General features: G+C 76.5%; 21 protein-coding genes. 7 read left to right on the top strand and 14 right to left on the bottom strand.

All coding sequences use genetic code 11. From position 1 onward, the window contains the following. Window positions 1–28: 28 nt before the first annotated feature. From BKA21_RS09805 to BKA21_RS09815, 3 genes are all read right to left on the bottom strand, one after another. On the bottom strand, window positions 29–919 hold the full coding sequence (locus BKA21_RS09805) for a hypothetical protein (RefSeq protein ID WP_170208938.1): 891 nt from the start codon (window positions 917–919) through the stop codon (window positions 29–31). Window positions 920–1,049: 130 nt separating this feature from the next. Beyond that, on the bottom strand, window positions 1,050–1,610 hold the full coding sequence (locus tag BKA21_RS09810) for a DinB family protein (RefSeq protein WP_140458440.1): 561 nt from the start codon (window positions 1,608–1,610) through the stop codon (window positions 1,050–1,052). A gap of 250 nt (window positions 1,611–1,860) precedes the next feature. Continuing rightward, entirely contained in the window at window positions 1,861–3,123 is a 1,263-nt protein-coding gene (locus BKA21_RS09815; RefSeq protein WP_140458033.1) for a GAF domain-containing protein, read from the bottom strand. Between the two features lie 212 nt (window positions 3,124–3,335). On the opposite strand from BKA21_RS09815, the gene BKA21_RS09820 reads away from it, so the two are divergent. The 5 genes from BKA21_RS09820 to BKA21_RS09840 all read left to right on the top strand — a co-directional run bounded on the left by BKA21_RS09820 (window position 3,336) and on the right by BKA21_RS09840 (window position 9,495). Beyond that, entirely contained in the window at window positions 3,336–4,181 is an 846-nt protein-coding gene (locus BKA21_RS09820) for a DUF4190 domain-containing protein (RefSeq protein ID WP_140458034.1), read from the top strand. A 108-nt stretch (window positions 4,182–4,289) separates the two neighbouring features. After that, a complete protein-coding gene (locus BKA21_RS09825) occupies window positions 4,290–4,898 on the top strand; it encodes a TetR/AcrR family transcriptional regulator (protein WP_140458035.1) in 609 nt (202 codons plus the stop codon). Between the two features lie 4 nt (window positions 4,899–4,902). Continuing rightward, window positions 4,903–6,189, top strand: a complete 1,287-nt coding sequence (locus BKA21_RS09830) for a class I SAM-dependent methyltransferase (RefSeq protein WP_140458036.1) — start codon at window positions 4,903–4,905, stop codon at window positions 6,187–6,189. A 185-nt stretch (window positions 6,190–6,374) separates the two neighbouring features. Continuing rightward, window positions 6,375–7,427, top strand: coding sequence for a lytic polysaccharide monooxygenase (locus tag BKA21_RS09835; RefSeq protein ID WP_140458037.1), 1,053 nt, complete (start codon window positions 6,375–6,377; stop codon window positions 7,425–7,427). Between the two features lie 133 nt (window positions 7,428–7,560). Next, window positions 7,561–9,495, top strand: coding sequence for an NHL domain-containing thioredoxin family protein (locus BKA21_RS09840; protein WP_140458038.1), 1,935 nt, complete (start codon window positions 7,561–7,563; stop codon window positions 9,493–9,495). A gap of 91 nt (window positions 9,496–9,586) precedes the next feature. Here the strand turns inward: BKA21_RS09840 and BKA21_RS09845 are convergent, their stop codons facing one another. From BKA21_RS09845 to BKA21_RS09880, 8 genes are all read right to left on the bottom strand, one after another. Then, entirely contained in the window at window positions 9,587–10,948 is a 1,362-nt protein-coding gene (locus BKA21_RS09845; RefSeq protein ID WP_239072871.1) for a GGDEF domain-containing protein, read from the bottom strand. 240 nt (window positions 10,949–11,188) lie between these two features. Further along, a complete protein-coding gene (locus tag BKA21_RS09850; RefSeq protein ID WP_140458039.1) occupies window positions 11,189–11,407 on the bottom strand; it encodes a hypothetical protein in 219 nt (72 codons plus the stop codon). A gap of 48 nt (window positions 11,408–11,455) precedes the next feature. After that, window positions 11,456–12,475: a hypothetical protein gene (locus BKA21_RS09855; RefSeq protein WP_140458040.1), complete on the bottom strand. Its 1,020-nt coding sequence runs from the start codon at window positions 12,473–12,475 to the stop codon at window positions 11,456–11,458. Between the two features lie 114 nt (window positions 12,476–12,589). Then, complete coding sequence (locus tag BKA21_RS09860) at window positions 12,590–12,820, bottom strand: DUF6458 family protein (RefSeq protein ID WP_140458041.1); 231 nt, start codon at window positions 12,818–12,820, stop codon at window positions 12,590–12,592. A gap of 186 nt (window positions 12,821–13,006) precedes the next feature. Then, window positions 13,007–15,127 (bottom strand): alpha/beta fold hydrolase, encoded by a 2,121-nt coding sequence (locus BKA21_RS09865; RefSeq protein WP_140458042.1) that lies wholly within the window; start codon window positions 15,125–15,127, stop codon window positions 13,007–13,009. Between the two features lie 84 nt (window positions 15,128–15,211). Then, on the bottom strand, window positions 15,212–17,296 hold the full coding sequence (locus BKA21_RS09870; protein ID WP_140458043.1) for a PhoX family protein: 2,085 nt from the start codon (window positions 17,294–17,296) through the stop codon (window positions 15,212–15,214). Between the two features lie 149 nt (window positions 17,297–17,445). Then, the gene (locus BKA21_RS09875; protein ID WP_239072870.1) at window positions 17,446–19,557 is read right to left on the bottom strand and encodes a bifunctional copper resistance protein CopD/cytochrome c oxidase assembly protein; all 2,112 of its coding nucleotides are present in this window, start codon (window positions 19,555–19,557) and stop codon (window positions 17,446–17,448) included. A 27-nt stretch (window positions 19,558–19,584) separates the two neighbouring features. Next, window positions 19,585–20,256 (bottom strand): copper resistance CopC family protein, encoded by a 672-nt coding sequence (locus BKA21_RS09880; protein ID WP_170208939.1) that lies wholly within the window; start codon window positions 20,254–20,256, stop codon window positions 19,585–19,587. Between the two features lie 217 nt (window positions 20,257–20,473). Between BKA21_RS09880 and BKA21_RS09885 the strand changes: the two genes are divergently transcribed. Together BKA21_RS09885 and BKA21_RS09890 are read left to right on the top strand one after the other, a co-directional pair. Beyond that, the gene (locus BKA21_RS09885; RefSeq protein ID WP_140458045.1) at window positions 20,474–20,971 is read left to right on the top strand and encodes a Rieske (2Fe-2S) protein; all 498 of its coding nucleotides are present in this window, start codon (window positions 20,474–20,476) and stop codon (window positions 20,969–20,971) included. Window position 20,972: 1 nt separating this feature from the next. After that, window positions 20,973–21,389: a hypothetical protein gene (locus BKA21_RS09890; RefSeq protein WP_218886996.1), complete on the top strand. Its 417-nt coding sequence runs from the start codon at window positions 20,973–20,975 to the stop codon at window positions 21,387–21,389. Between the two features lie 6 nt (window positions 21,390–21,395). Here the strand turns inward: BKA21_RS09890 and BKA21_RS09895 are convergent, their stop codons facing one another. The 3 genes from BKA21_RS09895 to pdhA are packed head-to-tail and all read right to left on the bottom strand — an operon-like array spanning window position 21,396 to window position 25,171. Further along, the gene (locus BKA21_RS09895) at window positions 21,396–22,898 is read right to left on the bottom strand and encodes a dihydrolipoamide acetyltransferase family protein (RefSeq protein ID WP_140458046.1); all 1,503 of its coding nucleotides are present in this window, start codon (window positions 22,896–22,898) and stop codon (window positions 21,396–21,398) included. A 54-nt stretch (window positions 22,899–22,952) separates the two neighbouring features. Next, window positions 22,953–24,014, bottom strand: a complete 1,062-nt coding sequence (locus BKA21_RS09900) for an alpha-ketoacid dehydrogenase subunit beta (RefSeq protein WP_203793481.1) — start codon at window positions 24,012–24,014, stop codon at window positions 22,953–22,955. After that, the gene (gene pdhA, locus BKA21_RS09905; RefSeq protein ID WP_140458047.1) at window positions 24,011–25,171 is read right to left on the bottom strand and encodes a pyruvate dehydrogenase (acetyl-transferring) E1 component subunit alpha; all 1,161 of its coding nucleotides are present in this window, start codon (window positions 25,169–25,171) and stop codon (window positions 24,011–24,013) included. The genes BKA21_RS09900 and pdhA overlap by 4 nt, the downstream gene beginning before the upstream one ends. Window positions 25,172–25,223 lie beyond the last annotated feature (52 nt).

Raw genomic sequence — 25,223 nt, forward strand, 5'->3', positions numbered from 1 at the left:
ACGAGGCCCACCGGTGCCCGTGCCCGCCTCAGCGGCGGGCCGTGCGGACGCGCTCGTCGAGCTCCTCGGGGGTCACCACGAAGCCGCCCGCGTCCACGACGGTGCCGCCCGCCGTGCGCCAGAGCGTCGCGACGACGCGGCAGATGCCCGGCGTGACGCGCTGGCGGGCGATCACGTGGAGCTGCGAGGGCTGCTCGACCTCGAGCTCGACCGGGTCCGGCGGCAGCCACGAGACGCGGTACGCCCAGGGGCCGTGGGCCCGCCAGTCCAGCGTCGAGAGCACGGCCGGCACCTCGTGCGAGCGGGCGCACCGCACGACGACCTGCCCGTCGTACTCGTAGGAGGCGGTGAGGGAGAACTCCGCGGGGCCGTCGGGACGCCCCGCCGTCTCGACCGGCCCGACGCGCGACCCGCTCAGTGACGGACGCAGCAGCGGGAGGGCGTCGCGGGGCGGCACGGGCACGGGCGACCAGAGCGTGAGGTCGACGGACGCGTGCGGGTCCGGCACCAGGGCGCGCGAGCGGTCCGCGGGCAGGATCGCGCCGCCCGTGCGCCGGGCGACGGCGGTGGCCCACCCGGCGGCGACGTCGCCCAGACCGGTGACGGGCACGCCGTACAGGTCGCTCTCGCGCGGCGGCAGGCCGACGGCACGGGCGACGGCGGCGGCGAGCGGGAACGGGCCGACGACCTCGGCGGCCCCGTCGAGGTCGAGCAGGCCCGGCCCGGGCGCGGTGGTGACGGCCATGCCGCGGAACCGGGCGCCGGCCATCGGGCGCGCGGCGGCGGCACGGCCGGGTTCGCGGCTCCAGCGGGCGGCGGGGAACCAGGCCGTGGCGAGCGCGAGGACGTCCGTCCCGCGCGGGAGCGCGATCACGTGCCGTCCGTCGAGGTCAGCAGGAACCGCAGCCGGCTCTGGCATGGCGCGAACGTAGCGGGTGAATGCTGCCGGTGTGTTTCGCTGCGCCGGACGTCCCACCCTGCGGACGCACCGGCCCCGATCGGCCCTGCCGCCGCCCGGTCGGCGGTCGCCCGGGCGGGTGGTGCACGGCTCAGCCGCGGACGTCGTCCAGGTGGTGCACGACGTCGTGGAGGAAGTACTGCCCGAGGGTGCGCACGGTGAACACCGAACCGTTGGAGCGGCGCCCGGCGCGCTGCCACTGGTCGTCGCGCACCGCGTCGAAGCGGGCGGCGGTGCGCTCGGCAGACGTCGCGAGCTCGTCGGCGACGACGACGGGGTCCTGCACGTCGTACCGGTCCTCGAGCGCGGTGGCGTCCTGGTCCCAGTTGGCGAAGAGCGGGTCGTCCTCCTCGACCATGGCGCGCACGCGCTCGTCGAAGACCCTCATGACGTCGCGCACGTGGGCGCCGTACTCCAGGGCCGACCACGTCGACGGCGCGGGCCGCTCGCGCGCGTCGGGGCGGTGCAGGACCGCCACCCAGCGGGGCACGAGGTCGCGGACGGTCGCGCCGATCTCGGCGGGCTCGACGTCGGCGGCGGCGAACCCGCACTCCGGGCAGCGACGCTCGAGGACCCAGGTCCAGTCCTTGACGTCGGGCTCGACGGCCGGGGGCGGGGCGGTCGGTGCGTCGTCCGGTGCCGTGCGTGCGATGTCGTCCACGCCCGCCACGGTAGCGCGGGAGAAAAGGGTGCGGGCGGCGCGCCCCCTCCTGCGCGCCGCCCGCCGGCACCGTCGCACGTCCCTCGCGGGGCGCACCCCTGCGGTGCCACTGGCGGGCACGCTAGCGAGCCGCACGTTGCACGACCGTTGCACGCCGCGGCACGTCGTCGCGATTCACCCGTTGGACGTACGTCCAGGTCAGGACGCGTGCGGAGGGGCGGCGCGCAGCGCCCGGGGCGGGTCAGCGCAGGCTGCGGTCGAGCTGGGCGAGGCGGGTGTGCGCGCGCAGGTGCGCGGCGGACCCGATGGGGGCGACGCGGGCCAGCACCTGCCACGCCTCCCAGTCGTCGAGCCCCTCCTCCTGGGTGGTCCAGCGGCCCACGAGGTCGGCGTCGCGGGACGCCAGCGCCGACGAGCGCAGGTCGGTGCTCAGCGACTCCCGCAGGCGGGCCACGCCCGGCGCGGCGGACCGGACGAGGACCGGCCCGGAGTACGCGGCGAGCGCCGCAGGCACGTCGTCGATGGCCAGCGCGGACCGCACCTGGTCGAGGTCCGTGGGCAGGGGCGAGGTGAGCCGGTAGGGGCGGGACTCCGAGAGCAGGGGGCCGACGAGGCGGCGCAGCCGGGAGATCTCGGCCCGGACGGTGACCTCGGAGAGCTGGTGCTCGGAGAGCAGGACCGCGAGCTCGTCGCCGGTCAGCCCACCCGGGTGCTCGGCCAGCAGCAGCAGGATCTCGGCGTGCCGGCAGGTGAGCCGTCGGCGGCCGGTGGGGGTGTGCAGGGTGCCGCCGTGGGGCCCGAGGACGTCCAGGCGCAGCGTGGGCGGCGCGGGCCCGCCGGCGATGGTGGCCTCGACGGCGGCGACGGTGGCCCGGACCAGCGCGAGCGCCATCCACGTGGACACCTCGTCACGGCCCGTGACGTCGAGGACCCCGACGACGCGCCCGTCGGGGCCGCGCACGGGGGCGGCCGCACAGCTCCAGGGGTGCACGACGCGGGCCCAGTGCTCGGCGGAGACGACCTGCAGGGGGCGCCGCGTGGCCAGCGCGGTGCCGAGCGCGTTGGTGCCGACGCTGTCCTCGCGCCACGTGGCGCCCTCGACGAAGCCGACCTGCTCCAGGCGGCGGCGGGCCTCCTTGTCGCCGTCGACCCAGAGCATGCGCCCCGACTCGTCGGTGAGCGCCGCGACCCACGAGGCGCCGGGCTCGACGAGGAGGCGGCGGACGACCGGGACGGCGCCGGAGACGGGGTGCTCCTCGCGCAGCGCGCGCAGGTCGGGGTCGGACAGGTCGACGGGCGGGGTCGGCAGCTCGGGGTCGACGCCGACGCGGCGGCTGCGGCGCCAGGAGTCGGCGACGAAGCGTCGGACGCGCGCGCCGGGGTCGGTGCCGCTGAGGACGAAGGACTCGTGGGCCTCGCGCACGCGCGCGACCGTCTCCGGGCACGGGGGTGCCTCGTCCGTGCCAGTGCTGCCGTCGGGGACGGCGTGGGCGTGTCGGCTCATGGTGCTCCGTCGGGGCGCGCTGGAAGCATCCTAGGCGAAGCACGCAGATCCGACGTGACCTGAATCACACGTTTTGTCCGGTTCTGACTCCAGACATCACCCGCGAGCACCTGCCGGCGTGTCACACCACCCCGTTACGCTGCCGCGCGCACCCACATCACCGAGGTCTCCTCGCCCCTGCGCGCGCAGGGGAACCCCCAGCGAAGGACGTCATGAGCGACACGAGCGGCACGCCGCAGCCGGGCCCCGACAACGCGGGCGGCCCGACCGACCCGTACGCCGTCCCGACCCCGCCGCCGGCCCCGCCGGCCGGCGCCCCCGAGCCCCCCGCCGCCCCGACGTACGGCACCGCGCCGACCACGCCCGAGGCCCCCGCCTACGGCGCACCGGCCGCACCCGGCTACGGGTCCGCGCCCGCGTACGCCGCCGCGTCGCCGTACGCCGCGCCGACCGGCCCCGGCACCGACGGCGTCTCGATCGCCGCCCTGGTGACCGGCATCCTCGGCCTGGCCATCGTGCCGCTGATCCTCGGCATCCTCGGGCTCAACCGCACCAAGAAGAACGGCACGTCGGGCCGCGGCTTCGCGATCGCGGGCATCGTGCTCGGCGCGCTGCAGATCGTCGCGTACATCGTCCTGATCGTCGTGGTCGTCGCGGGCCTGTCGGCCGTGAACAGCGAGTCCCAGGGCCTGCGCGACGACTGCTCCGCGGGCGACATGACCGCGTGCGACACCCTGTACTTCTCCTCGTCGCTGACGGGCGACGTCGACGAGGTCGCCGACACCTGCGGCGGCACCATGCCGGCCGGCTCGGGCGGCACCTGCCAGTTCGGCGCGGTCGACCCCGGCACCGACGAGGGCACCACCGAGGGCAGCGCGTTCACCTACGGCGACGACGCCGCGCTCGACGCCCTGTGGGACGCGTGCGAGGGCGGCGACATGGCCTCGTGCGACGACCTCTACATGGAGTCCGACCCGGGCAGCGGGTACGAGAGCTTCGGCGGCTCGTGCGGCAACCGCCAGGAGACGGACGCGTACTGCGTGGACCTCGACCTCTGACAGGTCGGACACTGACGGGCGGGTCGGGTGCCACGGCACCCGGCCCGCCCGTGGTCCGTCCGGGGCACGGGCGGCATGGTTTCTGACGCGGTGTGCGAGGATGTCAGCATGCCCAAGATCATCGGCGGATCCCTGCACGAGCACCGCGAGCAGACCCGCCTCCGGCTGTTCGGCGCCCTCGGCACCCTGATGGCCGAGCGCGGCTTCGACGCCATCACGCTGGCCGACATCGCGTCGGCCGCTGGTGTGGGCCGCACCGCCGTGTACAACCACTTCCCCGACAAGGAGGCGCTCCTGCTCGGGTTCATCACCCACGAGACCGAGCAGTACGCCGCCGGCCTCCAGGCGTCGATCGAGGGCACCGACGACCCCGTCGAGCAGCTGCGCACCTACGTGCGCCAGCAGGCCAGCCTGCGCCGCGTCTACCACGTGGCCCCCGGGCCGGACCTGCGGGCCGTGCTCTCGCGCGGGGCCCAGCAGCGCGTCCGCGAGCACGTGCTCGTCGTCGAGCGCATCCTGCGCGACGTCCTCGCCGCCGGCATCGCCTCGGGCGCCTTCCCCGAGCAGGACCTCGAGACCACCGTCCCCCTCGTGCACGCGTGCCTGACCGGCCGCGGCATCCCCGAGGAGGACGGCCCCGAGCGCGACCACGCCCTGGCCCAGACCGAGGCGTTCGTGCTGCGCGCCGTCGGCGCACCCGTCACCGTCGCGGCCTGACGGCGTGCCCGGACGACGACCTCCCCGCCCGGCCGACGGCGGGTCCGCCGGCCGCACCGGCCGGCCCGCGCGCGGCGAGCGGACCGCACGCGCCCAGCAGCCGACGCGCGACGGCAGGCCCGCACGCCCCGGCCAGGCGGGCCGCACGGGCGCACCCCGGCAGGAGGCCCGCGGCCGACGCCCTGCCGACCGGCCGCGTCGCCCCGCCGCCAGCACGGTCGAGCTGACCTTCCTGCCCGGCCTGCGGGACGTGGTCGCGGCCGAGGTCGCGGCCCTGCTGCCCGCGGCGCACGGCCTGCGCGACGTGCCGGGACGCACCGACGCCGTCGAGCTGCACCTGCCCGGTCCGCTCGCCCCCGTCGCCACGCTGCGCACCCCCGTCGCCGCGTGGGTGGTCGTGCACCTCGACGTGCCGCGGCCGAAGTCGTTCGCGAGCCCCGAGCACCTCCAGCGGATCGTCGACGCCGCGTACGCGTCGCTGCGCGTGGCCGGGTCGTCGAGCTTCCGGTTCGAGGCCGCCGGGTCGGACTCGGCCGCGTTCGCCCGCCTCGCCGACCTGATCCACGAGGCCACGGGCCTGCGGCACGCCCCGGACGACGGCGACCTCGTCGTGCGCGTGCGGCGCGGCACGGGCCGCACCGGCCGCGCCGGGACGACCGACCCCGGCTGGGACGTGCTCGTGCGCGTCGGGCCGCGCCCGCTCTCGGCCCGCACCTGGCGCGTCGTCGACTACCCCGGCGCCGCCAACGCGACGATCGCCGCCGCCATGAGCCGGCTCGGCGGGATCGTGCCGACGGACCGGGTGGTGAACCTCATGTGCGGCTCCGGCACGCTGCTCGTCGAGCGTCTGCTCGCGGGCCCCGCGGCCGCCGGCGTCGGCGTGGACACCTCGCCCGACGCGCTGGACGCCGCGCGGCAGAACCTCGACGCCGCCGGGCTCCGGCGCGCACCGGCGCCGGCGCTGCTGGCCGCCGACGCCACCGACCCCGCGGCCCTCGCGGCGGCGCTGGCCGGGCCGCTCGACGGGCACGGGGCCGACCTGCTGCTCGCGGACCCGCCGTGGGGCACCCGGCACGGGTCGCACGCGGCGAGCCCCGCGCTGCACGCCGGTCTGCTGCGCGCCGCGCACGCCGTCGCGGCCCCCGGCGCACGCCTCGTCGTGCTGACGCACGAGGTGCGCGTGATGGAGCGGGTCGTGGCCGACGCCGCGGACCTATGGGCCGCGCGCGAGCCCGTGCGGGTCTTCGCCAAGGGTCACCACCCGCGCATCTGGGTGCTCGACCGGCGCTGAGCGGCAGGTCGCGGGCACCGGCTGGGACCTGCGTCCCGACGGAAACGTTTCGTGGCCTGGCGCCCCCGGGGGCTTCCGGGTGACGGTCTGCTGCAACGCGTCGACGCCGACCGTGCGGGCCCGGGGTGGGAGCCGGCGGGCGGTGGGACGCGAGCCGATCGCTCCCGACCTGAACGGAGACCGCGATGTCCGTCCGTACCGCTCTGCGCCGCCTGGCGGTGGCGCTGCCGATCGCCCTGGTGGGCGCCGGACTCGTCGCCACCGGCGCCTCCGCGCACGGCAGCGTCACCGACCCCCCGACCCGCAACTACCGGTGCTGGTCCGTGTGGGGAGCGGACCACCTGAACCCGAACATGGCCCAGCTCGACCCGATGTGCTGGCAGGCGTGGCAGGACGACCCGAACGCCATGTGGAACTGGAACGGGCTCTACCACGAGGGCATCGGCGGGCGGCACGAGGAGCTCATCCCCGACGGCCAGCTCTGCTCGGGCGGCCAGACCGAGGGCGGGCGCTACAACTCCCTGGACACCCCCGGTGCCTGGAAGATGACGGACGTGCCGGAGCAGTTCCAGCTCACGCTCACCGACAGCGCCAAGCACGGCGCCGACTACCTGCGCATCTACGTGACCAAGCCCGGCTTCGACCCCACGACGGAGGCGCCCGGCTGGGACGACATGCAGCTGGTCAAGGTGACGGGCAGCTACCCGACGACGGGGCTGTACCAGACCGACGTCAACCTGAGCGGGCGCGAGGGCCGGGCCATCCTGTACACGATCTGGCAGGCCAGCCACACCGACCAGCCGTACTACCTGTGCTCCGACATCAACATCGGCGGCGACGGCACGGAGCCCACGCCGACGCCGACGCCCACGCCGACCCCCACGGTGACGCCCACCCCGACCCCGACGCCGACGGTCACGCCGACCCCGACGCCCACGTCGACCCCCACGCCCACGCCGACCGCCGGCGGCTGCACCGCGACGGTCAAGGTCGTGAACACCTGGCCGGGCGGCTACCAGGCCGACGTCGTCGTGACGGCCGGCGCAGGCGGTCTGCACGGGTGGAGCGCGTCGATCCCCGGCGCCACGATCACGCAGGCGTGGAACGGGACGGTCAGCGGCACCACGATCAGCAGCGTCGGGTGGAACAGCCACGTGAACGCCGGCCAGACCGCGACGGCCGGGTTCATCGGCTCGGGCTCGCCCACGGGCCTGACCGCCACGTGCGCCCCCGCCTGACCTGACCCGCAGCACCGGCGCGCAGGCCCCGTCCCCCTCCGGGCGGGGTCTGCGCGCTGCCGTCGCCGCACGCGCCCCGGCCGGGCGGCGGACGGCGGGACTGCGCGCGGCGCGGACGGTGTTGACTTGGTCCGTGACCACGAGCAGCACCCGACTCCCCCGTGTCCGCGCGTCCGAGCTGGTGGGCCGCGGATGGCTCAACACCGGCGGCGCCGACGTGACGCTCGCCGACCTGCGCGGCAAGGTCGTCGTCTTGGACTTCTGGACCTTCTGCTGCATCAACTGCCTGCACGTGCTCGACGAGCTGCGCGAGCTCGAGGCCGAGCACCGCGACGTCCTCGTCATCGTGGGCGTGCACTCCCCCAAGTTCGCGCACGAGGCCGACCCCGTCGCCCTCGCGGCCGCCGTCGAGCGGTACGAGGTGCACCACCCGGTGCTCGACGACCCCGACCTCGTGACGTGGCAGGCGTACACGGCGCGCGCGTGGCCGACCCTCGTCGTCATCGACCCCGAGGGGTACGTCGTCGCGCAGATGGCCGGCGAGGGCCACGCGCACGCGGTCGAGGCGCTCGTGCGCGAGCTCGTGGCCGAGCACGAGGCGAAGGGCACGCTGCACCGCGGCGACGGCCCGTACGTGCCGCCGACGCCGCAGCCGACCACGCTGCGCTTCCCCGCCAAGGCCGTCGAGCTGCCCGGCGGCACGTTCCTCGTCGCCGACGCGGGGCACCACGCGCTGACCGAGGTGGCCGCGGACGGCGAGACGCTGGTGCGGCGGATCGGCACCGGCGAGCGCGGCCTCGTCGACGGCGGCCCGGACGAGGCGCGCCTCAGCGAGCCGAACGGGCTCGCGCTGGTGCCCGAGGCGCTGCGCGCGCAGGTGGGCTACGACGTGCTCGTCGCCGACACCGTCAACCACGCCCTGCGGGGCGTGCGCCTGGCCGACGGGCACGTGACGACGGTCGCCGGGACGGGCGAGCAGTTCATGGTCGGCGCGGTCGACAACGTGCGGCCCGACGACGCGGACGGTCCGCGGACCGAGCGCTCGGGGTTCGCCTACGCCGGGCCGGCCCGCGACGTGCGGCTGTCGTCGCCGTGGGACGTGACCTGGTTCGAGCCGTGGGGCGTGTTCGTCGTCGCCATGGCCGGCCACCACACGCTGTGGACGTTCGACCCGGTGGCGGGCACCGTGCAGCACGTCGCCGGGACGATGAACGAGGGCCTCGTCGACGGCCCGGCCACCGACGCGTGGTTCGCGCAGCCCTCGGGCCTGTCCGTGGCGGGCGAGCACGTGTGGCTCGCGGACTCGGAGACCTCGGCGCTGCGCCGGCTCGACGCCGCCGGCGCGGACCCCGCGGACGCGACCGTGCGCACGGTCGTCGGCGAGGGGCTCTTCGACTTCGGGCACCGCGACGGCGCCGCCGACGAGGCGCGCCTGCAGCACCCTCTGGGTGTCGCGGTGCTGCCCGACGGCTCGGTGCTCGTCGCCGACACGTACAACGGGGCGCTGCGCCGGTGGGCGCCGGACCCGGACGGCGGCCCGGGCCACGTGACGACGCTCGCGACCGACCTCGCCGAGCCCAGCGGCCTCGTGCTGCCCGCGGGCGACGCCGGGCACGTGCTCGTCGTCGAGTCCGCCGCGCACCGGCTCACGCGCGTGGCGCTGCCCGCCGACGCGACCGGCACGCACGTCGACGGCGGGGCGCACCGCACGCGGCGGCCCGTGACGGACGTCGCGGGCGGCGAGGTGCGGCTCGAGGTCGTCTTCACCCCCGCCCCGGGGCAGAAGCTCGACACCCGGTGGGGGCCGTCGACGTCGCTGCAGGTGTCCGCGACGCCGCCCGAGCTGCTGCTCGACGGCGCCGGGACGGACGTGGACCTGGTGCGGACGCTGCGGCTCGACCCCGCGGTCGGCGAGGGTGTGCTGCACGTGACTGCGCGGGCGGCGAGCTGCGACGGCGACCCGGAGATCGAGCACCCCGCGTGCCACCTGGCCGCGCAGGACTGGGGCGTCCCGGTCCGCATCACCGCCGGCGCGGCCGACACCCTGACGCTCCCGCTGCTGGGCTGAGCGCGGCGCCCGTCCGCACCCCGCGGGCGGGCGCCGCCGCCGCGCGACCGGCCCGCACCGCGGCCGCCGGCAGCCGCCGGGGGCGGGCGGGTCAGCCCGCGTCGAGGACGGCGATCGCGGCGAGCGCGGCCAGCGCCGTGCGGACCTGCCGGCCGGCGCCGACGGACTCCGCGGCCCCGATCTCGACGACCCAGTCGTCGCGCTCGACCGTGAGCGTCGTCGTCGCCTGCCCGGCGTCCGACGGGCTGCCGCCGCGCGCGACCGCCCCGAGGACGTCGCTGCCGGGCTGCCGCGCCAGCACGGTCCACTCCTCGCCGCCGAGGGTCTCGGTCGCGGCCGCGGCGAACGCGCACAGGCGCGGCACCACGCCGGTCTGCGCCTGCCCGATCGCCACCGAACCGGCGGACACCAACCGCTCCGCGGTCACGGCGGGGTCGGCGGCCAGCGGGACGGACCGGGCCCGCGCCCGGGCGCGGGCGCGCTTGTTGCGGTACTGCGCCTGGTCGGCGCGACGGAACAGGTGGCGGGCGTGCACCGCGCCCGTGACGGCGGTCGACGCGACGCCGTAGGAGATCGCGGCGCCGTGCGGCAGCGGGAACCGGCTCACGGTCAGCGCCATGGTCTCCGCGACGAGCCGGCGCGGGTGCCCGGCCGTGACGAGGCAGAACTCGTCGCCGCCGATGCGCGCGGCGGTGGCGCCGGGCAGCGCGTCGGCCGCGCGGCGCAGCACGTCCGCCACGGCGCGCAGCAGGTCGTCGCCCGCGTCGTGGCCGAGCTCGTCGTTGACGCGCTTGAGGCCGTCGACGTCGCACATGACGATGCAGGTCTCCTGCCCGGAGGACAGGGCGGCGTCCGCCGCGGAGTCCGCGACGCGGCGGTTGGCCAGGCCCGTCAGGGGGTCGTCGGCGACGATGTGGCGGACCTGCCGCTCCAGGTCGACGCGCGCGACGGCGCCGGCGACGAGCGCGGCGAGCACGTCCGCGGTGGCGACGTCGTCCTCGCCGAACCGCGGGAGCGCCGGGTCGCGCCGGGCGAGGGTCAGCTGCCCCCAGACGGCGTCGTTGACGACGACGGGTGCGGTGACGACGCTGCGGCTGCCGGTCGCGCGGAGCGTCTCGACCTCCGCAGGGTCCCCGCCCTCCGGGTCGCCGGGGGCGAGCGGGGCGCCGGCGGCGTCGACCGTGTGCGCGACCCAGGACCTCCGGTCGCGCAGCAGGGTCCGCAGCGCGGGGCGTTCGTCGACGGTGGTCGTGGTGCGCGTGACCCACGGCTCGCGCGCCGGGGCGTCCGCCGGCTCCAGGTGCAGGATGCGGGTGGTGCCCTGCTCGACGCGCACGAGCAGGCACACGTCGGCGTCCACCACCGACAGGCCCAGCCGGGCGGCGACACCCACGACGTCGTCGACGTCGCGGCACCGGTCCAGCCGGTACGCCGCCAGCGCGAGCCCGCGCACGCCACGGAGGTCCGCAGCGGAGAGGCCCTCCCGGTGCGCACCCGTCGTGGCAGAGCCTCCACGCGTCACGCTGCTCATCATCGACCCTGGGATCACGTCTGCACGACTCCCGAGAGGTGAGAGATCCGTGAGATCGCCCGCTCGGGCAACCGATTCCTGGGCGTTCGTCCGGTCTGCCCGGAGCCGGCGGCGCGACGGGGGACGCCCCACGCCCTGCGGGCCGTCCCCGGGGTCCACGGCTCAGCCCTGCGGGGCGACGGGACCGCCCGGTGCCACGCGGACCCGGACCCCGTGCACGTCGTGGGGCACGTCGGCGTGCGCCGGCCCGCCGCGGGTGTCGCGGACGAGCAGCCCGTACCCGTCGGCGTCGGGCGCGATCCCGACCGCGAGCCCCGGTCGGCCCGCGAGCGCGACGAGGAGCTCGCGCTTGGCGGCGCGGGCCTGCTCGAGGTCCGCCATGCCTGCACCTCCCGGGCGTGCGGTGCGCTCGTCACGTCGTCCACCGCGTCAGCCCAGGAGCGTGGCGTCGAGGGCGGTGAGGACGGCGTCGACCGGGTTGACGTACGTCAGCCCGCGACCATTCTCACCCCCGGTCTCGGACCCGGCAAAGAGCAGGCCCAGGGCGACGCCGTCCTCGCGGAGCACGAGGGAGCCGGAGTCGCCGCCGCGCGAGAAGGGGTCGGGGCCGAGGCCCTCGACCTCGACCTGGTCGTCGAACCGGATGTCGCCCAGCTCGTCGCCGTACCCGACGACGACGTCGTCGAGCTCGATGGCGGTGACGCGGCCGCGGGTCGTGCCCGTGGTGCGGCCGGTCTTGACGACGGTCTCGCCGCCGAGCGCCGCGGCCGTGGTGGTGACCCGGCCGAGGGGGTAGGTGGGGTCGACGTCCGGCGTGTCGAGCAGTGCGAGTGCGGCGTCGACGTGGGCCGTGACGCCCGGGCGCAGGGGGACGGACGCCGCGAGCGTGCCGACGCGGTCGTCGCGCGCGGTGCCGCCGTCGGCGGGGCCGGGCTGCAGGACGAGGTCGCCGACCTGCGCGCCGGGTGCGCCGGCGAGCACGTGGTGGTTCGACAGGGCGTGCACGACGCCGCCGACGGTGACGAACGCGCCGAGGGTGCCGGCGGTGACGTCGACGTGCGCGATCGAGACGCCGGGGCGCAGGGGGCGCACGCGTCCCGTCTCGCCGACGGCGCGGGCGGTGATCACGGGCGGGCGGGGACGCGGTCCGGGGTCGCCCGCGAGCTGCGGGGTCCCGCTCGCGAGGGGGCGCACGCGTCCCGTGCGGCGCACGTCGACGTCCGGCCCCGCGTCGGCGGCGACCCGGCGGGCCAGGGCCCGCACCTGCGGGACGCCCAGCCGGTACCGCACGGCGAGCGCGTACCCGCCGTCCGGGCGGGGGGCGAGCCCCAGCGCGAGCGGCACCGTGGGCCGGTCGTCGAGCCCGGCGGGCCGCACGTGCCGCTCGACGAGCTCGCGGGCGAGCCCCAGCGCGTGCGTCTTGGCCTGGCGTGCCTCGTCGTGGTCCATCCGCCTCCCCCTCCTCGCGGCCGGGGCCGCGTGCGTCGCGCGCCGGGCGGCCGGCGCGTGGCCAGTGTGCCGAGGGCCGCCCACACGCACGGGTGGGGCGGCCCTGGCGGGGGGTCAGGCGGCCGGCGGGGGCAGCCGGTCGTCGTGGCGCTCGACGACGACCTCGCGGTGCGAGGTGCGTGCGCGCCTGCTGCTGAGCGCGAGGACGAGCACCAGCGCGAGGGCGCCGGCGCCCATGCAGATGTAGCCGATCACCGTCAGGTCGACGCCCTCGATCACGTCGGACACGCCGAACGAGAGGATCGCGCCGATCACCAGGAGGGCGATGCCGCCACCGATACCCATGTCGCTCCTTCGTCCCTGCCGGCGCCCGTCGCCCCGGCCTGGCTGGCGAGTCTGGTGCCGGTCGGGCGGTCCCGCACGTCGAGCGGCGGCGGCCGACCGCGGCGGGCGGGTGCGCGCGGGGCGCGGCACCCCGGGTGGGTGCCGCGCCCCGTCAGGCCCCGACGGCGGCCGTGCCCTGCGACGACGTCAGCCGAGCAGCTCCGGGTACGCGGTGTCGTCACCGGTGCTGCCGAGCACGTGGGTGGCGAGGAACGCCTGCACGGTGCCGTACCAGACCTTGGCGTGCTGCGGCGTGAGCACCCAGTGGTTCTCGTCGGGGAAGTACAGGAACCGGTGGGGGCTGCGGCCCTCGTCGTCCGCGGGCAGGCCGGAGTGCGCGAGCAGCTCGTACCACAGGCGCAGGCCCTCGCCGATGGGCACCCGGTAGTCCTTGTCGCCGTGGATGACGAGCATCGGGGTGACGATCTGCCCGACGAACCGGTGCGGGCTGTTCTCGAGGGCCATCTCCGGGGTCATCTCGCGGCGCCAGTAGTAGGCGCCGTCCGTCGTCGGGCCGAACTGGTCGAGGGCCCACAGGCTCGCGTGCGTGACGACGGCGCGGAAGCGGTCGGTGTGCCCGGCCACCCAGTTGGCCATGTACCCGCCGAACGAGCCGCCCATCGCGGCGGTCCGGGTCTCGTCGACGTCGTCGCGGGCCTCGGCGGCGTCGGTGACGGCCAGCAGGTCCGTGTAGGGCGCGGCGCCCCACGCGCCCCAGCCGCGCTGGACGAACTCCTGGCCGTACCCGGTCGACAGGGCGGGGTCGGGCAGCAGCACGGCGTAGCCCTGGGCGACGAGGATCCACGGGTTCCAGCGCCACGACCAGGCGTTCCAGGAGCCCAGCGGGCCGCCGTGGATCCACAGCAGCAGGGGTGCCGGCGCGTCGGCGGAGGCGCCGTGCGGCAGCGCGAGCCAGGCGCGCACCCGGGTGCCGTCGGTGCCGGCGGCCTCGACCTCCTCGAGCCGCCCGGACAGGGTCGGCAGCGGCGCGGGGGCGGGCAGGGCGGCGGCCTCGACGGGCGCACCGGCCGCGAGGGCCGCGGCGAGGTCGATGCGCACGGGGTGCGCGGGCGCCGCGTAGGAGGTCCGCATCGCGTAGGCCGTGGCGCCGTCGGGGGCGACCTGCACGTCGGAGAACGCGGCGTCGTCGGCGGTCACGCGCGTGACCCGGCCCGACGCGAGGTCGACGTGGAACACCGGGGCGCGGCCGTCGTCGTCCGCGACGGTCAGCAGCGCGTCCGAGCCGGGCAGCCAGACGGGCTCGTGCGGCCAGCGGTCCCAGCCCTCGGCGAGGCGCCGCGGCTGCCCGCCGGCGAGCGGCACGACCCACAGCTCGACGCGCGGTGCGGTGCGCGGCGTCGCGACGGACTCGCGCAGGTACGCCACGAGGGTGCCGTCGGGCGAGACCACGGGGGCGCCCAGGTCGGCGTCGTCCTCGGCGAGCAGCACGCGGCGCTCCCCGGTGGCGACGTCGACGGCGACGAGGTGGGCCCGCACGTCGGCGCGGGCCAGGGTCGCGGACCACGCCGTGACGACGGTCGTGCCGTCGGGGCTGATCGTGGGGCTCTGCTCGGCCAGCGCGGGGACGGGCGCGTCGGGGGTCACGTCGCGCAGCTCGAGGCGGGCGTCGGCGTCGCCGGCGGCGGGGGCGAGCACGGCGTCGGTGAGGGTGCCGACGAACGCGTGCGTCGCGGCCGGGCCGAGGTCGTGGTCCCAGTAGCGGACCGGGTAGCTGTCGTGCAGGATCGCGGCGACCTTCTTGTCCTTGCGCTCCTTGCGCAGCCGGTCGTCGTCGGCCGCGTCGGCGGCCCGCGGGTGCACGGCGGAGCCGAGGACGACCACGGGCGCCGCGGACGCGACGCGCAGGCCGCCGAGCCCGGCGGTGCGGTGCGCGACCACGCGGGCCTCGGCCCCGTCCTTCGGCAGCAGCCACAGGGCGGTCACAGGGTCGTCGCCGGACGCCGCGTCGGGGTCGGGGCGGGCGCTGGTGAACAGCAGGTCGCCCGCGGGGGTGAACGCGGCGCCGGACTCGCCCTTGGCGGAGCGGGTCAGCCGGCGCGCGGGCCGCTCGCCGGCGGGGTCGACCTCCCACAGGGCGGTGACCCAGCGGGTGGCGTCCTTGTCGAGCGTCTGCACCGACGTCACCAGGCGGGTGCCGTCGGGCGAGAGGACGAGGCCGCCGGTGCGCGGCAGGGCGTTGTACGCGTCCAGGTCGTGGAACGGCGTCTCGGGCTTCTCGGGGGTGGGTTCGGTGCTCGTCGTGGTCACCGCACCGGTCTACCACGGTGCGGTGACCACGACGGCGGGCGTCGGTTCACCCGATCGGCCCAGCGCGGGGTGCGCCCCGTGCGGTCAGTCCTTCCAGACCTGCACGACGCTCGGGCGCGGCCCGCCCCAGCGCCCGCGCGCGAGCGTGCCGGGTGCCACGTAGTCGGGGAAGAACGACTGCTGCGCCCCCCACGCGCCGTCCTCGCCCGGGTGCTGCACGGCCACGTAGACCATGTCCTGCCGGTCCCGGACCACCGGCCCGCAGGTCTCCGCCCCGCGCGGGACGGCGAGGAACTGCTGCACGTGACCGCGCTCGCGGCCCGTGAGCGGCACCTTGAACAGGCCGTCGCAGTACCCGATGGTGCCGGGCTGCCCGTCGGTGGAGATCCACAGGTTGCCCGTGGAGTCGAACGCGACGTTGTCGGGGCAGGAGATGGGCGAGACCTTCTCCGGCGGGAAGCCCGCGAAGTACGTGTTCTGCGTCGTCGCGGGGTCGCCGCACACCAGCAGGATGCTCCAGCCGAACCGCGTCGACGTCGCGTCGTTGCGGTGCTCGGTGATCTCCACGACGTGGCCGAACCGGTTCTGCACGCGCGGGTTGGGCTCGGTGGCGCCCTCCTTGCCCGCGGCGCCCCGGTCGGTGTTGTTCGTGCAGGCGATGTAGATGCGCCCCGTGGCCGGGTTGGGCTCGACGTCCTCGGGGCGGTCCATCTTGGTGGCGCCCACGGCGTCGGCGGCCAGGCGCGTGTGCACCAGCACCTGGTCCGTGGTGAAGCCGGGCACCTTGCTGACGCCGTCGACGACGAGCGGGATCCACTCGCCGCTGCCGTCGAACTGCCCGTCGGAGGGCAGCGTGCCGGTGCCGTCGAGCTCGGCCGCCGGCGAGTCGCCCGTGAACCGCGCGACGTACAGGCTGCCCGCCGAGAGCAGGCGCTTGTTGTGCTCGCGGTGGCGCGCCCCCTCCTTGTAGCGCTCCTTGGAGACGAACTTGTAGACGTAGTCGAAGCGCTCGTCGTCGCCCATGTACGCGACCACGTGACCCGTGCGGCCCACGACGACGTTGGCACCCTCGTGCTTGAACCGGCCCAGCGCCGTGTGCTTCACGGGCGTGCTCGTGGGGTCCTGCGGGTCGACCTCGACGATCCACCCGTGCCGGTTCGGCTCGTTCTCGTAGCCCGGCGTGCGGGCGTCGAACCGGGGCTCGACGAGCTCCCAGCCGCGCGTCGTGGCGCGGTCGGCCAGCCCGTACCGGCGGTCCGCGGCGCTCGTGCCCGCGGTGCGGAAGTACTGGTTGAAGTTCTCCTCGCCCGACAGGACCGTGCCCCAGGGTGTGGTGCCGCCGGCGCAGTTGTTCAGCGTGCCCACGGGCGTGGTGCCCGCCGGGTCGTCGACCGTGCGCAGCAGGGGCGAGCCCGCCGCGGGACCGGTGAACGCGAACGGCGTGCTCACGGTGATCCGCCGGTTCTGCCGGGCACCGACCCGGTACGACCACGGCTCGCCGCTGCGCGAGCGCTGCACCGCGACCACGGACATGCCGTGCGCGGCCATGCCCACGCGCCGCTGCCGCTCGACCTCGGCCGGCGTCGTCGCGGGCGGGAACATGAGGTTCTCGTTGGTGTACTCGTGGTTGACCACGAGCAGACCCGTGCGCCCGCCGCGGTCCTCGAGGACGTCGACGTAGTCGCAGTTGTAGCCGAACTGGCGCGCGGCCTGCTCGGGCGTGACCGTGGCGGGGTCGAACGCGTCGCGCGTCGAGAACAGCGGGTCGCCCCAGCGCACGAGCGGGCGCCACCGGTACCCGGACGGCACCGTGAACGCGTCGGTCGAGGCGGGCTGCGGGGCGATCGCGCGGAACGGCAGCCGGCCCCGGCGGGAGTCGTGCGCGGCGGCCGGCAGCGCGTCGCCCACCGTGCTGCCGATGACGATGGCGGCACCGGCGACGGCCGCGCCGGCGAGCACCGCGCGGCGCGAGAGCGCGGCGTCGACGACGTCACGGAAGTACGGGTTCTCGGACGTGTTCGGCACGGGCTGGGAGCACGCGTCGCCGCACTTGAGGTGGCAGGTGACGGGCGACCGCTTGCCCCGCGTGTGCCCGGCCATGGGAAGCAGCGGAAGGAGCGATCGGCGGGCGACGCCGGGGGCGGCGTCGCGGTCGTCGAGGGTGGTCATGGGTGCCTCTCTCCACGGTGCGAGTGGGGGAGCACCAGCGTGGCAACCGGACGATCCGGGCGGGACCACGCACGATGAGCACCGGGTGAACGCCCGACGAACTCTCACGCCCCGGGACGCAGGTCCCTCGACCGGGTGAGCCGCGCGGGTCAGCGCGTCGGGCCGCCGTCGCGGTCGGCGAGGCCCGCGAGCATCGCGTTGTACTCGTCCATCTCGGTGTCGCCCTCGCGGTCGACCCGGCGGTCGCGGCGGCGCGCCACCCGCTCGTCGTCCTTGGTCCACTGCACCGCCACGACGATCGCGAGCGCGACCGTCGGGATCTCCCCGATCCCCCACGCGACCGACCCGCCGACCTGCTGGTCGCGCAGCGCGGAGTCGCCCCACGGGCGGCCCATGAGCCCGAACCAGTCCGCGACGAGCAGCGCCTCGCCGCCGACGAGCGCGACGCCGAAGAACGCGTGGAACGCCATGGTCGCGAACAGCAGCAGGAGCCGCATGGGGTACGCGGGGCGCGTGGGCCCGGGGTCGATGCCGACGAGGGCGTTGACGAACAGGTACCCGGCGAGCGAGAAGTGCACGATCATCGCCAGGTGCCCGACCTCGGTGCGCAGCGCCCACTCGAACACGCCCGAGTAGTAGAAGACGATCATCGAGCCGGCGAAGTTCACGGCCGCGACCACCGGGTGGGCGAGGAACGTGCCCCACCGGGAGTGCACCAGCACGAGGATCCACTCCCGCGGCCCGCGGGAGACGTCGTCGCGCACCTGCGCCGACCGGGCGGGCAGGGCGCGCAGGGCCAGCGTCACGGGCGCCGACAGCGCCACGACGATCGGCACCACCATGGCGAGGACCATGTGCTGGACCATGTGCGCGCTGAACAGCACGTGCCCGTACATCGCCGGCCCGCCGGACGTCGTCCACGCGAACGTCAGCATGGCCACGACCCAGGACGCCGTGCGGCCCCACGGCCAGGCGTCGCCGCGGCGGCGCAGCCGGTGCACCCAGCGCAGGTAGACGACCAGGCCGGCGGCCGCGGCGGAGGCGGTCAGCACGTCCCACCGCCACTGCAGCACCCACTGGGCCAGGTCGGGCTCCGGCGGCAGCGGGTGGCCCGTCACCAGGACGGCCGGCGACGTGTCGGCGAGCGGCTCGTCGGGCACCGGGGGCGCCGTGGACCCGAGGGCCACCGCGACGCCCGAGACGGCACCCATGACGGCGACCTCGACGAGCACCAGCCGCCACAGCAGCCACCGGCCCGCGGGCGCGACCTGCGCGAGCCGCGGCACCGTGCGGCGGCGGTGCGCGAGCCCGAGCAGCGCGAGCACCACGAACAGCGCGACCTTGACCAGCAGCAGCAGCCCGTACGTCGTCGTCAGACCATCCCAGCCGCCGAGGCGGACGACGCCGTTGACGACGCCCGACAGCGCCACGCCCGCGACGCACCAGCCGGCCACCACCGAGTACCGCGCCACGGCGGGCGCGACGTCGGTGCCGAGCCGGCCGCCGAGCACCGCGAGCGCCGCGAGCGCGCCGATCCACACCGCGGCACCGACCAGGTGCAGCACCATCGACTGGGTCGCGACCTCGTGGCTCGCGGCGCCGGCGGCGTGGCCCGTCTGCGCCTGCTGCCACAGCGCGACCAGCACGATCCCGGCCGCCCACGCCGCACCGGTCGGGGTGGCGACGAGCAGCGCGACGACCGTGACGACGGCCGCGAGCGCGACGACGGACAGCAGGGTGCGGCCCAGGTCGATCTGCGTGACGAACAGCGCGAGCTCGTCGCCGAACGTCGGTGACGTCGGCGACCGGCCGGCGACGGAGGCGTACGTGAGGACGAGCTGCACGAGCGCGAGGACGGTCCAGGTGCCCGCCGCGGCGGCGGCGAGGACGAGGCTGCGCGCGTAGGCGCTGCCGTCGGCGGGGGCGAACGCGCCGTCGGGCCGGGGGCGGGCGCCGCCGCGCGCGGGGGCCGTCGACGCGACGCGGCGCGGCAGCAGGCACACGGCGAGGACGAGCGCGCCCAGGGTGAGGGACGCCGCGAGCTCGGCGAGGGTCTCGACGACGGGCAGCCCCCACCGGACGGCCGCCCCGGGGTCGCCGACGACGGTCGGCGCCGCGGCACCCGTGAACGTCAGGCCGAGGACGACCGCGACCGCGCCGGCGACGGGCAGCAGGACGAGGGCGCGCGTGCGGGCCGACGCCGCGGCGCGCACGTCGCCGCGCCCGTCGGCCCGTGCGGTCGTCGACGTCGCTGCCTCCACCCGGTCAGCGTAGGCGGGCACGGGGCGTCAGCGGTCCTCGTCGCCGGGCGTCGCGTCGCCCCGGCCCGGGGAGGTGCGGCGGCGGGCGGCGACGACGGCGACCGCGACCGCCGCCACGACGGCCGCGGCACCGACGACCCACAGCCAGGCGGGCGTCCCCGCGGCGGCGACGTCCCGCTCGGCCGGGGCGGCGGTCTGCGCGGCGGACGGCGCCGTGGTCGGTGCGGTGGCGGCGGGCGTCGTCGGCTCGGGCGTCGGGGTGGCCGTCTGCTCGATCGTCGGCTCCGGCTCGCCGGTCCCCTCGGCCGCGGTGAACACGAAGGTGCCGCTGATGGGGTGGCCGTCGGCCGAGGTCACGCGCCAGGCCACCTGGTACTCCCCCGCGGGCCGCTCGTCGGCCAGGATCTGGACGACGTCGGTCTCGGCGACCTGCACGGGCCCCTCGCTGACCACGGTGCCGTCGGGCGCGGTGACGACGACCTCGGACCCCAGCTCGATCGCGACCTGGTCGAACGTCAGCGTGACCCGGTCCGGGGCTGCCGGCACGGTCGAGCCGTCGGCCGGGTCGCTGCCGCGCAGCGCGTTGTGCGCGGAGGCGGGCGGTGCGCCGACGAGCGTGAGCAGCACGGTCGCGAGCGCGGCGAGGACCGCGGCACGCACGACGGGCGCGCGGTGCGGGTGCAGGGCGGAGGAGCGCATGTGACCTTCCCGGGCCGGCACCTCGTGCACCGCCCCGACCATCCCACCACCCGGGGCGGTGCGCGGCCCAGCGCCGCGGGTGCGACGTCGGACACGCCCGCGCGTCCCGTCCGGTGTCGCCGTCGTCGCACGCGCGCCACCATGGGGTGCACCGCGTCGCTGCGGCGGGGCGGTGCGTCGACGGCGCCCGCCGCCGCGCCCGCACCCGGGGGGGACCATGACGACGACCGACCCTGCACCGCGACCGCCCATCCACCGGCACGGCTCCGACGACGGGCCCGGCTGCCCGGCGTGCCCGGGGCGGCGCGAGGTGCTGGCGCGCGCCGGTGCGCTGACCCTCGGCGTCGCGTCGTTCGGCGCGCTGGCCGCGTGCGGCGCCGCGGGCGGCAGCTCCACGGCGCGCACGGCGTCCGCCGACGGCTCGCTCGCCGCGCTGGCGGACGTGCCCGTGGGCGGCGCGCTCTCGGTCGTGGGCCCCGACGGGGCGGAGCTGCTGCTCACGCAGGCCACCGAAGGCACGGTCGTCGGGCTGTCGGCGGTGTGCACGCACCAGGGCTGCACGGTCCTGCCGGAGGACGACCGGCTGGTGTGCCCGTGCCACGGGTCGGTGTTCGCGCTCGACGGCTCGAACGTCTCCGGCCAGGCGTCCGAGCCGTTGCCGCCCGTCGAGGTCGCGGTCGGCGACGACGGCACGGTGCGGCTCGCGGAGGCGTGACGTGAGCGGAGCCGTGCCGGGAGCGGGCGGGTCGGCGGGACGGGCGGTCGCGTGGGTGCCGCGGGTCGTGACGGCGGTCGCGGTCGTCGTCTCGGGGGCCGTGCACGCGGTGCTGTGGGCGGACGGGATGCGGGCGGTCGCGCTGGTCGGCCCGGGCTTCCTGGTCAACGCGGTCTCCGGCGTGCTGCTGGGCGTGCTCGTGCTCGCCTGGCGCAGCCCGTGGCCGCTGCTGGGGGCTGCCGCGTTCGGTGCCGCGACGCTCGGCGCGTTCGTGCTGGCCACGTCGCCGCTGGGCCTGCTCGGGGTCCGCTCGCGCTGGGAGGGCGCACCCGAGTGGGTCGCCGCGGTCAGCGAGGCGGTCGCGGTCGTCGCGGCCCTCGTCGCCCTGCGCGCGGAGCGCCGGGCGACGAGGGGGTGAGCGCCGTCAGCCCCAGACGAGCGCCTGGGCCGGGTCGGCCAGCACCGCGGCGATGTCGGCCAGCAGGCGCGAGCCGAGGGCGCCGTCGACGAGCCGGTGGTCGAAGCTCAGCGCCAGCTGCGTGACGTGGCGCGGCCTGACCTTGCCCTTGTGCACCCACGGCTGCTGCCGGATCGCCCCGAACGCGAGGATCGCGGCCTCGCCCGGGTTGAGGATCGGGGTGCCGGTGTCGATGCCGAACACGCCGACGTTCGTGATGGTGATCGTGCCGTCGGACATGTCCGCCGGGGACGTGCGCCCCGCCCGGGCCGTGGCGGTGAGCTCGCCGAGCGCCTTCGCCAGGCCCAGCAGGTCGAGACGGTGCGCGTCCTTGATGTTCGGCACCACGAGGCCGCGCGGGGTGGCCGCCGCGATCCCGAGGTTCACGTAGTGCTTGTAGACGATCTCCTGCGCGGCCTCGTCCCAGGACGCGTTGATCTCCGGGTGCCGGTCCACGGCCAGCAGCAGCGCCTTCGCGGCGATCAGCAGCGGCGTGACGCGCACGTCGGCGAACTCCCGGTCGGTGCGCAGCCGCTCGACCAGCTTCATCGTCCGCGTCACGTCGACCGTGTGGAACACCGTCACGTGCGGGGCGCTGAACGCGCTCGACACCATGGCCTCGGCGGTGCGCTTGCGCACCGACTTCACCGGGACGCGCGTCTGGCGGCCGTCGGGGGTGACGGAGCCGCTGGCGAGCCACGGCTCGTCGCCCGGGTAGGTCGCGAGCTCGCGCGCGCCGGCGCGGGCGGTGTGGGCGAGCACGTCCTCGCGCGTGACGATCCCGCCCGGGCCCGTGCCGGCGACGGAGTCGAGGTCCAGGCCGAGGTCGCGGGCCAGCTTGCGGACCGGCGGCTTGGCCAGCGCGTGCGTGGGCACACCCGTCCGGCCGCCCGTCGCGGCGGGTGCGGGTGCCGGTGCGACGGGTGCGGGCGCCGGGGTCGCCGCGGGGCGGGCGGCGGGCACCGCGGCCCGGGCGGGTGCGGGCGCCGGTGCAGACGCCGCTGCGGGGACCGTGCGCCGACGGCGGGCCGTGCCGGCGTCCGCCGTGCCGTAGCCCACGAGCACCGCGCCCGAGCCGCCGTCGGCGTCGCGGGCCTCGTGCACCTCGTCGGCGCCGCCGGGCTCCTCGGACGCACGGCTGGGGTGCGGCTGGTGCGCGCGCACACCGTCCGCCGCAGCCGGTGCCCCGGCCGAGGACGCCGGGTCACCGGCGGGGGCGCCCGTCGGGTCGACGTCGATCTCGATGATCGGGGTACCGACGTCGACGGTCGTGCCGACCTCCACGAGGATCCGGCTGACCACGCCCGTCCACGGGGACGGCAGGTCGACCAGCGACTTCGCGGTCTCGATCTCGACGATCGTCTGGTTCACCTCGACCGCGTCGCCGACCTGCACGTGCCACGTGACGATGTCGGCCTCGGTGAGGCCCTCACCGGCGTCGGGGAGCGGGAACTGCTGGTACGTGGGCACGGTCGGGTCCTCCTCGGTGCTGCGCGGGCTGCCGCGCGGGGTGCGGGCGGCCGCTCAGAACGCGAGCGCGCGGTCCACGGCGTCGAGCACGCGGTCCAGGCCGGGCAGGTAGTCGTGCTCGATCTTGGCGACCGGGTACGGCGTGTGGAACCCGCCGACCCGCAGCACGGGCGCCTGCAGGTGGAAGAAGCACTCCTCGGTGATCCGCGCCGCGACCTCGGCGCCCGTGCCGTAGAGCACGGGGGCCTCGTGCACGACGACGCAGCGGCCGGTGCGCTGCACGGACGCCGCGATCGTCGCGGTGTCCAGCGGCGAGATCGTCCGCAGGTCGATGACCTCGACGCTGCGCCCCTCGGCGGCGGCGGCCTCGGCGGCCCGCAGCGCGGTCGCGACCGTGGGGCCGTGCGCGACGAGCGTGACGTCGGTGCCGGTGCGCACGACGCGTGCGTGGTCGAGGTCGCCGGGGCCGCCGTGCGGGGTGGGCAGCGCGGCGTCGAGGTCGACGTCGCCCTTCTCCCAGTAGCGGCCCTTCGGCTCGAGGAAGATGACCGGGTCCGGCGACGCGATCGCCTGCTGGATCATCGTGAACGCGTCCGCCGGGGTGGACGGGCTGACCACGCGCAGGCCCGCGGTGTGCGCGAACAGCGCCTCCGGGGACTCGCTGTGGTGCTCGACCGCGCCGATGCCGCCGCCGAACGGGATGCGGATGACGACGGGCAGCTGCAGACGCCCGCGGGAGCGGTAGTGCATCTTGGCCAGCTGGGTGGTGATCTGGTCGAACGCGGGGAACACGAACCCGTCGAACTGGATCTCCACCACCGGGCGGTACCCGCGCAGCGCGAGGCCGATCGCGGTGCCGACGATCCCGGACTCCGCGAGCGGGGTGTCGACCACGCGGTCCTCGCCGAACTGGGCCTGCAGCCCGTCGGTCACGCGGAACACCCCGCCGAGGCGGCCGATGTCCTCGCCCATGAGCAGCACGCGCGGGTCGTCCGCCAGCGCGCGGCCCATGCCGAGGTTGAGGGCCTTCGCCATGGGCAGGCGCTGCACGCCCGTCAGCGCGGCCGGCTGCTCGGCGGGGGTGGCGGGGGTGGTGCGCTCGCTCGTGACCGTCATCGGTGGCCTCCTGCGGGGGTCTGGCCGGCGTCGGTGAACGACGCCTCGTACCGGGCGAACCACTCACGCTCGGCGTCGACGACGCCGTGCCGGGTGGCGTACACGTGGTCGAACATGCTGGCCGCGGACGGGCGGCCCATGGCGCGGACCGTGTCGCGCACGTGCGCGCCGAACGCGTCGGCCTCGCCCGCGAGCTCGGCCTGGAACACCTCGGGCAGCTCGCCGACGGACTCCAGGTGCAGCCGCAGGCGCTCGATCGGGTCGCGGCGGCGCCAGTGCTCCTCCTCCTCGCGCGAGCGGTACCGCGTCGGGTCGTCCGACGTGGTGTGCGCGCCCATGCGGTAGGTGAACGCCTCGACGAACGTCGGGCCGCCGCCGGAGCGGGCCCGCTCGAGCGCCTGCCGCGTCACCGCGTAGGTGGCGACCACGTCGTTGCCGTCGACCCGCACCGAGGGGACGCCGAACCCGGGGGCCCGGTCGGCGATCGGCACGCGGGACTGCTTCGTCGTCGGCTCGGAGATCGCCCACTGGTTGTTCTGGCAGAAGAGCACCACGGGCGCCTGGTTCACCGACGCGAAGACGAGGGCCTCGCTGACGTCGCCCTGCGCGGTCGCGCCGTCGCCGAAGTACGCGACGACCGCGGTGTCGCGGTCCGGGTCGCCCGTGCCGACGAGCCCGTCGCGCTGCACGCCCATGGCGTAGCCCGTCGCGTGCAGGGCGTGTGACCCGATGACGAGGGTGAACAGGTGGAAGTTGTGGTCCGCGGGGTCCCAGCCGCCGTGGTCGATGCCGCGGAACAGCCGCAGCACGTCCGTCATCTCCAGGCCGCGGGCCTGCGCGACGCCGTGCTCGCGGTAGCTGGGGAACACGTGGTCCTGCGGGGCCAGCGCGTGGCCGGAGCCGGTCTGCGCGGCCTCCTGCCCCAGGCACTGCGCGTACAGCGCGAGCTCGCCCTGGCGCTGCAGGGACGTGGCCTCGGTGTCGAACCGGCGCGTCAGCACCATGTCGCGGTACATGGCCCGCAGGCGGTCCGCGTCCAGGTCGGCCGCGTACGCGTCGTACTCGGGGTGCGAGACGCGCTCGCCGGTGGGGGTGAGCAGCTGGACGAGGCCCTCGTCGGTGAGGGGCCCGCCGGTGCGCGGTCCGGGCTGGGTCACGCGGTCCTCCTTCGCTGGCGCCGGGGGCGGGACCGGGTGCGGTCCGGGTGGC

It is taken from the genome of Cellulomonas oligotrophica (assembly GCF_013409875.1).
In the GTDB taxonomy this organism is placed as follows: Bacteria; Actinomycetota; Actinomycetes; order Actinomycetales; family Cellulomonadaceae; genus Cellulomonas; species Cellulomonas oligotrophica.

What these genes read in the sequence shown, in the direction of transcription:
- BKA21_RS09850 (WP_140458039.1), bottom strand. Translation starts at nt 11,407, where the DNA reads ATGGCGGACCTCGAGCAGGCCCGCGCCGCCAAGCGCGAGCTCCTCGTC.
- BKA21_RS09855 (WP_140458040.1), bottom strand. Translation starts at nt 12,475, where the DNA reads ATGGACCACGACGAGGCACGCCAGGCCAAGACGCACGCGCTGGGGCTC.
- BKA21_RS09870 (WP_140458043.1), bottom strand. Translation starts at nt 17,296, where the DNA reads ATGACCACCCTCGACGACCGCGACGCCGCCCCCGGCGTCGCCCGCCGA.
- BKA21_RS09815 (WP_140458033.1), bottom strand. Translation starts at nt 3,123, where the DNA reads ATGAGCCGACACGCCCACGCCGTCCCCGACGGCAGCACTGGCACGGAC.
- BKA21_RS09835 (WP_140458037.1), top strand. Translation starts at nt 6,375, where the DNA reads ATGTCCGTCCGTACCGCTCTGCGCCGCCTGGCGGTGGCGCTGCCGATC.
- BKA21_RS09825 (WP_140458035.1), top strand. Translation starts at nt 4,290, where the DNA reads ATGCCCAAGATCATCGGCGGATCCCTGCACGAGCACCGCGAGCAGACC.
- BKA21_RS09820 (WP_140458034.1), top strand. Translation starts at nt 3,336, where the DNA reads ATGAGCGACACGAGCGGCACGCCGCAGCCGGGCCCCGACAACGCGGGC.
- BKA21_RS09900 (WP_203793481.1), bottom strand. Translation starts at nt 24,014, where the DNA reads ATGACGGTCACGAGCGAGCGCACCACCCCCGCCACCCCCGCCGAGCAG.
- BKA21_RS09880 (WP_170208939.1), bottom strand. Translation starts at nt 20,256, where the DNA reads ATGCGCTCCTCCGCCCTGCACCCGCACCGCGCGCCCGTCGTGCGTGCC.
- BKA21_RS09885 (WP_140458045.1), top strand. Translation starts at nt 20,474, where the DNA reads ATGACGACGACCGACCCTGCACCGCGACCGCCCATCCACCGGCACGGC.
- BKA21_RS09805 (WP_170208938.1), bottom strand. Translation starts at nt 919, where the DNA reads ATGCCAGAGCCGGCTGCGGTTCCTGCTGACCTCGACGGACGGCACGTG.
- BKA21_RS09860 (WP_140458041.1), bottom strand. Translation starts at nt 12,820, where the DNA reads ATGGGTATCGGTGGCGGCATCGCCCTCCTGGTGATCGGCGCGATCCTC.